Annotated in this window: 5 protein-coding genes; 2 read left to right on the top strand and 3 right to left on the bottom strand. The window is 44.5% G+C overall.

All coding sequences use genetic code 11. The features are described 5' to 3' along the window. The first annotated feature begins 367 nt into the window (after positions 1–367). Together AB6D80_RS23265 and AB6D80_RS23260 are read left to right on the top strand one after the other, a co-directional pair. Positions 368–1,585: an ROK family protein gene (locus AB6D80_RS23265; RefSeq protein WP_017097686.1), complete on the top strand. Its 1,218-nt coding sequence runs from the start codon at positions 368–370 to the stop codon at positions 1,583–1,585. 167 nt (positions 1,586–1,752) lie between these two features. Further along, the gene (locus AB6D80_RS23260; protein WP_009848992.1) at positions 1,753–2,694 is read left to right on the top strand and encodes a chemotaxis protein CheV; all 942 of its coding nucleotides are present in this window, start codon (positions 1,753–1,755) and stop codon (positions 2,692–2,694) included. Between the two features lie 309 nt (positions 2,695–3,003). Here the strand turns inward: AB6D80_RS23260 and AB6D80_RS23255 are convergent, their stop codons facing one another. The 3 genes from AB6D80_RS23255 to imuA form a co-directional block, all read right to left on the bottom strand. Then, the gene (locus AB6D80_RS23255) at positions 3,004–6,096 is read right to left on the bottom strand and encodes an error-prone DNA polymerase (RefSeq protein WP_372189741.1); all 3,093 of its coding nucleotides are present in this window, start codon (positions 6,094–6,096) and stop codon (positions 3,004–3,006) included. 113 nt (positions 6,097–6,209) lie between these two features. Beyond that, positions 6,210–7,679, bottom strand: a complete 1,470-nt coding sequence (locus tag AB6D80_RS23250) for a DNA polymerase Y family protein (protein WP_372189739.1) — start codon at positions 7,677–7,679, stop codon at positions 6,210–6,212. A gap of 3 nt (positions 7,680–7,682) precedes the next feature. Further along, a complete protein-coding gene (imuA, locus tag AB6D80_RS23245; protein ID WP_372189737.1) occupies positions 7,683–8,390 on the bottom strand; it encodes a translesion DNA synthesis-associated protein ImuA in 708 nt (235 codons plus the stop codon). Positions 8,391–8,567: the final 177 nt, after the last annotated feature.

Genomic DNA, 8,567 nt, shown 5'->3' with positions numbered 1-8,567 from the left:
TGCTTAGAATGACTAGGCTACTTCTCCCTCGCCGCGATTAAAACGCTTTTATCTCAAACAAAATTTAACCACGAAAGGTCAACGCGCCTTAATTAAGTATATGCATTAATTGATTATTTATTGGGAGCTAGAAGGATATTTCTTTATTTGTATCCAATTATTGAATTCAGGGCTCAATAACGATGTTTCATTGAGAAAATTAAGTCTCAATTTATCGATGTAGGTACTAATTTTTCTCGAACTATTTGACTAGATACACAAAGATTCATGTATATACGTGATACGGGTCACGGCGATATACCAAGTGACTTCACAATTACTTCGCAAAGTAAAAAAATTACCGCGTTGATGATTTCTGGAGCGTAAAATGTACATGGCTCAACCGGGCCATATTGATCATATCAAACAGGTCAATGCTGGTCGTGTATATAAACTAATTGACCTTAAAGGTCCTATTTCTCGTATCGATCTGTCCAAGCAAAGTGAGTTGGCCCCGGCGAGTATTACTAAAATTACCCGTGAACTCATTGAAGCTCACCTTATTCACGAAACGACGGTTCAAGAAGCCACGACTCGTGGGCGTCCTGCTGTCGGTCTGCAAACCAATAACGAAGGTTGGCAGTTTCTGTCGATGCGTCTTGGTCGCGGATACTTAACGATCGCGCTCCATGAATTGGGCGGCGATGTACTTATCGATACTAAGATTGATATTCATGAACGTGACCAAGACGATGTACTTGCGCGTCTTCTGCATGAAATTGATGAGTTTTTCCAAACTTATGCCGAGCAACTCGATAGGGTAACAAGTATTGCGGTTACGCTACCGGGGCTTGTGAATTCTGAGCAGGGGATTGTGTTGCAGATGCCACACTACAACGTTAAAAACTTAGCGTTGGGTCCTGAGATCTACAAAGAAACAGGTCTACCTGTCTTTATTGCCAATGATACCCGAGCGTGGGCATTAGCAGAGAAGCTGTTTGGTCACTCTCAAGATAACGATAACTCCGTTTTGATCTCGATTCACCACGGAGTAGGCGCAGGGATCATTCTCGACGGCCGAGTATTGCAAGGTCGCCACGGTAACATCGGTGAGCTGGGTCATATTCAGATCGATAGACAAGGCAAGCTTTGTCATTGTGGTAATCATGGCTGTTTAGAAACGGTTGCGAGTTCACAGGCTCTCCGTGAGCAAGTCAAAGAAAGACTGGCTAATGGCGAGGCATCATCACTAACGGCGTTTGAAGATGTCACAATTGAACAGATCTGCGCTGCTGCTGCTGATGGTGATCCACTGGCTGTTGAAGTGATTGAGCAGTTAGGTCGTTACTTAGGTGCCGCGATAGCGATTGTGATCAACCTGTTCAATCCTGAGAAAATTTTGATAGGTGGTGTTATCAATCAGGCTAAAAGCGTGTTGTATCCTGCGATTCAAAAGTGTATCGAAGAGCAGAGTTTATCGGTTTACCATCAAGATTTAGAGCTGGTGGAATCTCGATTCTATAAACAAGCCACCATGCCAGGTGCTGCGCTTGTTAAACAAGCTTTATATGATGGCCAATTGTTAATGAAAGTGATTGAAGGCTAACCCTTTTTTTATCGTTTTTAGCCTTCCTTTAACCCTTTCCATGCACTTAAACTATGTATAACAGCATTTGTTGTACTTAGTTTAAGCATCTGTGTATTTGCGCTTTGCTTTAACCTATCGAATTAGGCTATTGTAGCCACAGTTATTATTTGTCACTAAGGTGTTGTATGTCTGGCGTTTTAAATTCTGTTGATCAGAGAACTAAACTCGTCGGTGAAAACCGTCTGGAACTCTTGTTATTTAGCTTAAATAGTCGCCAACTATTTGCGATTAACGTATTTAAAGTGAAAGAAGTCTTAAAAGTGCCTGTACTCACTCGCTTGCCAGGCTCTCACCATCATATTACGGGTGTTGCTTCTTTACGTGGTGAATCTGTACCTGTGATTGACTTACGCAGTGCGATTGGTTTCCCACCATCACGTGATGAGACTCAAGAAAACAACTTGATCATTACCGAATACAACCGAACCGTACAAGGCTTCTTGGTTGGACAAGTTCGCAATATCGTGAATACGACATGGACAGAAATCCAACCGCCACCAAAGACTACGGGTCGAGCAAACTATTTAACTGCTATCACGCATATCCAAGAAGAAGAGCAGCACAAAATCGTTGAGATCATCGATGTTGAAAAGGTGTTAGCGGAGATCATCGACTACGATGTGTCGATTTCTGACGGTGTTCTAGATCAGCAGTTAGCGAATGAAATGGTTGGCCGTAATGTGCTTATCGTGGATGACTCTTCAACAGCACGCAACCAGATCAAAGGCACCTTGTCGCAACTTGGTTTGAACATTATCGAATGTTGTGACGGCTTAGAAGCACTGACTTTACTTAAGAAGTGGTGTGATGAAGGCAAAGACATCAATCAAGAAATACTGTTGATGATCACCGATGCCGAAATGCCAGAAATGGATGGCTACAAACTGACTCATGAAGTTCGAACTGATCCTCGAATGCATGACTTGTTTATTACGCTAAATACTTCATTAAGTGGTAGTTTCAATGAAGCCATGGTTGAGAAAGTAGGGTGTAATCGCTTTATTTCTAAATTCCAACCAGACCTCTTAGTTGAAGTGACTCAAGAGCGAATGCGTCAGATTTTGTAATTAATGCAGCTGTACGGTTTGTTTCGAATGACCTTGGCGAAAACGTTTGCTAGTATTTGATACAGCATGTTTTTTAACAAAATATGCTCAACTACTAACGTAACTTTTCATGCACAATCTAAGGTAGTTCCTCTGAATGATATGGTTAACGTCTAAAGTCGTCATGACTTTGAGCTTATTACTGTATAGGGAATTTAAGAAAAGACGTACGGAAGCGGACGTTGAGGTATAACTCAACAACTTGAATTTAAGGGAAGCGGATGCTTCCCTTTTTCGTTTCTAGCGTTTCTTAGAGGGCAACTTGATTCGTTAATGAAAATCTCGGGATTTGGTGTTCAAACCAATAATGTCATCGGTAATATCGATGAGTTTACCCGCTATAACATGCACAACTTCGCCTTCCTTTTCTAATATTCCTTGTACTTTTAACGCTTTGGCTGTCAGATAAGCTTGCTGTTGAGAGCGCGCGGTTGCTCCCCATACCACGACATTAATATTGCCCGTGTTATCTTCTAATGTAACAAAGGTAACACCTGCCGCGGTTCCGGGAGCTTGTTTTCCTGTGACTAATCCAACAACCGTGACCATAGATTTGTGTCTTTGCTGTATTAAATCCTTCATGTGTGTGAATCGACCTAATCGTCCCGCTTCTTCTAGCAAAGTGATTGGGTGTTTGTTCAATGAAATTCCGACACTGGTGAAGTCTTCGAGTAGATCTTGCATCTCATTGGGTTTGTGCAGTGCATGTTCGTCATGTCCATCCCCAACATCGTCATAGACTTGGATAAACAGAGGTAAATCAGAAGCGGAGTCCATGATTGTCCAGCGAGTCTGGAAGCGGTCTCCCGATACGTTATGTAGCGCATTGGCCGATGCCAGTAGCTCGATATCTTTCTTATTCATCGATAACTGTTTCACCTGGCTAGGGTGGCGATAACCGGATTGTGGACGATTGGCGAGCACGCTTTGAATCCCATGTTCGCTGAATCCTTTGATTTGTCGCAGCCCTAAGCGAATCGCTAAACCATTCTGATGAGCGATGACAGTGTGGTTGTCTTGTGAGGCGTTCACACATACCGGAAGAACTACCACATTGTGTCGTTGTGCGTCTTGTACCAACTGTGATGGGCTATAAAACCCCATAGGTTGGCTATTGAGCAAGGAAGCATAGAAGCATTCTGGGTAGTAGCATTTCAACCAAGCTGAGCAATAGGCTAGCACCGCAAACGAAGCAGAATGGCTTTCTGGAAAACCGTATTCGCCAAAGCCGCATATCTGTTTAAAGATCTGCTCAGCAAACTCTGTCTCATAGCCGCGTTTTTGCATTCCTTCGATGAGCTTATTTTTAAACTTAAAGACGTTGCCATTTTTCTTCCAAGCAGCCATGGCGCGTCTGAGCTGATCCGCCTCTCCACCTGTGAATCCTGCAGCCACCATCGCGAGTTTAATCACTTGCTCTTGGAATATCGGTACACCCAAGGTGCGCGACAGTACCGACTCCACGTCTTTAGATGGATAACTGATTGGCTCAATACCATCTCGACGCTTTAAGAATGGGTGAACCATATCGCCTTGAATAGGCCCAGGACGTACGATAGCAATTTGAATCACCAAGTCGTAATAAGTCCTTGGTTTGAGCCTTGGCAGCATGCTCATTTGCGCACGTGACTCTATTTGGAAGATCCCGACGGTGTCTGCTCGCTGTATCATGCCGTAAACCTGAGGATCATCCTTAAGACGAGTGATCTCAGCGATAGACAGGGAACGTCCATATAAGTGTTTGATAAGGTCAAAACATTTACGAATCGCAGAGAGCATACCCAGAGCAAGCACATCGACTTTAAGCAGTCCCAAGGTTTCTAGATCATCCTTATCCCATTGAATTATGGTTCGTTCGTGCATCGCGGCATTCTCGACGGGAACCAGTTCATACAAAGGCCCTGAAGATATGACAAAGCCACCAACGTGTTGAGATAGGTGACGTGGAAAGCCGATGATCTCATTCACCAAGTGGATAAATTGTTGCCCCTTCAAAGAATCAGGTTGCAGTCCCAATTGAGTTAACTGAGCCTGCCAACCTAGGCTTTTGTCCCTACGGTTGGTGTTCTTGATGAAGTAGTCGAGCTGGGTTTCTTGTAGCCCTAATGCTTTACCGACATCTCTTACCGCACTTTTAAAGCGATAAGAAATGACCGTTGCGGCAAGCGCAGCGCGTTCTCTACCGTATTTTTGATAGATGTATTGGATGACTTCTTCACGTCGTTCGTGTTCAAAATCGACATCAATATCGGGCGGCTCCTCGCGCTCTTTACTGATGAAACGTTCAAATAGCACTGAGATCTGCCTTGGATCGACAGAGGTGATTTCTAAGCAGTAACAGACCACGGAATTAGCCGCTGAACCTCGACCTTGGTAAAGAATTCCTTGGCTTTTGGCAAACATGACGATGTCGTGGATGGTGAGAAAAAAGAAAGGGTAGTCAAGCTCGTCAATTAGCCCCAACTCTTTCTCTATGATTTGTTGAATGTTGTTAGGCACGCCTTGCGGGAAGCGAGCTCGTTTTCCTTTCTCGACTAACATGCGTAGATAACTCATGGGTGTCTCACCTTGAGGAATCAGCTCGCTTGGGTATTCGTAGCGCAAGCTGTCTAAATCAAATTCGCATAGTCCAGAGATTCGGTTGCTTTCTTCTAGCCATTCAGCTTTGAATATATGAGAGATCTTATTGATGCTGCGTAAACAGCGCTCGGCATTGGCGAGTAAGTGACTGCCCACTTCGGTAATGGATTGTTGGTACTTTATTGCAGTGAGTGAGTGCTGTAAGGGTAAGCGGTTCGCGTTGTGCATCAGCACGCCACCACACGCTGTTATCGGCAGTTGGTGATGTTGTGACAGCTCAACGCAGTAATCTGTGTATTGCTGGTCGGTTTGCTTTAGGTGTCGTTGTAAGCCGATCCAAAGCCGACCTGAATGGTGCTGGGAGAGCCATTGCCCCCAGTGCGCGTCTTCATTTTTCTGTTGAGGAAACCAAAGAATGAAGCAGTGTTTAGCCGACATGATATCCCACTCAGAGAGCTGATAATGTCCTTTGCTACTACGACGTCTCGCGTTGGTAATAATACGACACAGCTCGGCATAGGCCTCTCTATTTGGGCATAGCAAAACCACTTGGCACTCTTCATTTAACCAAAACATGCTCCCGACAATTTGCTTGAGCGACAGTTTATGTTGCTTGATTGCTGAGTGAACCTTAACGATGCCCGCGACTGAGCACTCATCAGTAACTGCGAGTGCTTTGTAACGTAAGAAGTCGGCCTGTAAAACAAGCTCTTCCGGATGCGAAGCTCCCTCTAGAAAGGAGTAATTAGTTTGACAGAAAAGCTCTGAGTATTGCTGAGACATAACGTAATCTCACTTAACCATTGCGGGTGAACATGATTGAAAAGGGCGTTTAAATTGAGTAAATGGTGCGGGTTGGCGATTCAACTTTTGTTGGTTAGCTAAATAAGTGTTGGTTAGCTGAATAAGCCGTGTAAGAACCACTGTTTATCTGGTGTTCTAAATACCCATAACCATCGACCGTTTTCACTGTGAGCAATAAAGTAGTCACGAATGATCTTCTCTCCGTCCCACCAGCCAGACACAATGCGCTCAGGGCCTTGAGATAAGGTGACGCTTTCGGTTAAGGCTTCGGGCTCTGGCAGTAAAATACTGGGCCGGAGTCGTTGTTGATGGACGTTGAGATCTATGGTTTGTTGCTCGCTCTCTGGGGGCGTTTGCTTTTTTGCCACAGACTTACTCAGTGTTGGGAGCGAATACTGATTGGCCTTTTCTGGCCTTGGATCGTGCAGTATTTTGGGAGTCTGAATACAAGCTTGCCCGAGCTTTGCTTGAAGCAGCGAGAGCAAATCTAACGCGGCAAGTGTTCCGGTATTACCATCAAAAAGATCATGGTAGGCCATTTGCGGTTCTCCATGACGAATCAAGCTGAGGGTCAGCCCTTGAACCGGTGCGGTGAGCTTTAGTGACTCTAAAGTGAGATGGGTAAGGTTCGCCCATTTTTCAGCAAGGTAATCTCCTTGTGCCGAATAAAAAGAGACAGGGTGGTCGTCTTTATCTCTTAGGTGCAAAGTCAGCGTTAACTCGAAAGCCACTCGGTCGCGTAACCTCAAAAAACACTCGAGTTGATTCAGTAATTTCAGCAACGGCTTTTCGATAAATAGGATGTTTTCAATATCAAACAACAGCTCCAAATATTGCTGGAAATTCTCTGGTGGGTGATAGAAATCAATTGGGTGCTTGAACTGCCCATTAAGGCGACCGACATAATTCACCAGGTCGATATCAAAGCGACGCGCGACCTCTTGCAAAGGCAGCTTTAATAAGTCTTCAACGGTATTGATACCGACACGGTTCAGGCGTTCCACTTGCTTGGTCGGTAGCTCACTGGAACTCAATGCTTGTTGGTTAACCCAAGCTTTCATCTGCTCAACATTGTTCGTCGCTTGGTTGATGGATTGCTTGCCTAAAAGGATTGCAGAAAGTGGCGAATAACCTGTAGCAAAGCTGAACTGGATATTGAGCGTTTCTAAATGGCTTTTTAGTTCATGCCAGTAGTTATCTAGCCCATCGTAAAGCGACAACATGTTAGAGGCTTTAATCAATAATCCATTGGGCGGGAGTAATGCCATGTCGGAAGTGACCAGATAGGCCCATTGAGCAATCTCTTTAAGCTTACTTTTTTCTAGCTCAATACTGTAAGGGTGGACGTGCAAGTTCTGGCAAAGCGCGGCCGCAGACCCTAGCCCCATGCCCAGTGTAATGCCTGATTCCAAAGCTGCTTGGTTAGCTTGCAGCACACGATGATCTTTCTCATCGACGATGATAAGAGGCTGATTGTGTGATTCTTCGTTCGAACCCAATTCATTAGAGTTAAACAAGGTGTCCAATTGTAGGGATGAGAAATGCAGATACAGCCACAGCATACGTTAGCCTTGCTTCGCAATAGGGAAAGCCAGCACCGTGTTACCAGATAACGCGTGAATTGAGCTGTTTTCATCGATGACTTTTTCTGTGAGTAACGGCCAGTTCTGGTTCATGTCCAGAATAAAACTGCCATACGACCAACTGCCTTTTCTCTTAGTCACCTCAACCTTTAACCCTTGGATGTGAGAAGACAGCTTCATGCTTAAAGAAACGGGCAGGGATAACTGATTATGGCTGGTGGCTTTAAAGTGAAATTGCAGGCATTTGCCCGTTTCGCTTGCTGCCTGTAAGCGTTTGGTTTGGTGGATTTCGAGATCGGCTCCCCATAACAATACAGAATGACAAGCACCACTCTTGAGGCATTGCTCGGCTGCCCATAATGCATCGAGGTCGCGTTGAGGCTCGATCACCAATATGTTATCGAGCTCAATCCCTTGGCTGCTAAAAAACTCGGCACAGATCTTCCCTGGCGGGTTAATGAATATGGCCAGCTTCTGTGAGTTTTGCTGAGCTAAATAGGGGGTAAGCAGGCGCAGTTCACCAATCCCTTGTTGTGATTCAACTTCAATAACGCCGTGCGTCGGGAAGCCGCCATCAAGCTGTTTATCCAATTGAGGATAGCCTGTCGAAGTGGTGCTGCCTTGCGTTGTTGATTGTAACCCTGTCCAGATTAGCTGGCGGTCTTGTAAGTTTTTTATTAGTTCATGCATAATTAAATACCTGTATGTTTATACAGTATATTTAACAATGAAAAAGATGCAAAGCAAAATGACGAAAATTAGGTGAACTAACTATTAGATGGTTGATTTAGATACAAAAAAAGCCGCTATTAAAGCTAACACTGATCATTTAAGCATTTTCCTGATCAGTTGAACGATCCTACAGAT

Origin of the sequence: Vibrio sp. 10N.247.310.17 (assembly GCF_041466605.1) — a bacterium.
In the GTDB taxonomy this organism is placed as follows: domain Bacteria; phylum Pseudomonadota; class Gammaproteobacteria; order Enterobacterales; family Vibrionaceae; genus Vibrio; species Vibrio tasmaniensis_A.
The sequence above is the reverse complement of the archived record's forward strand: the minus strand, read 5'-3'. Positions and strand labels throughout refer to the sequence as shown.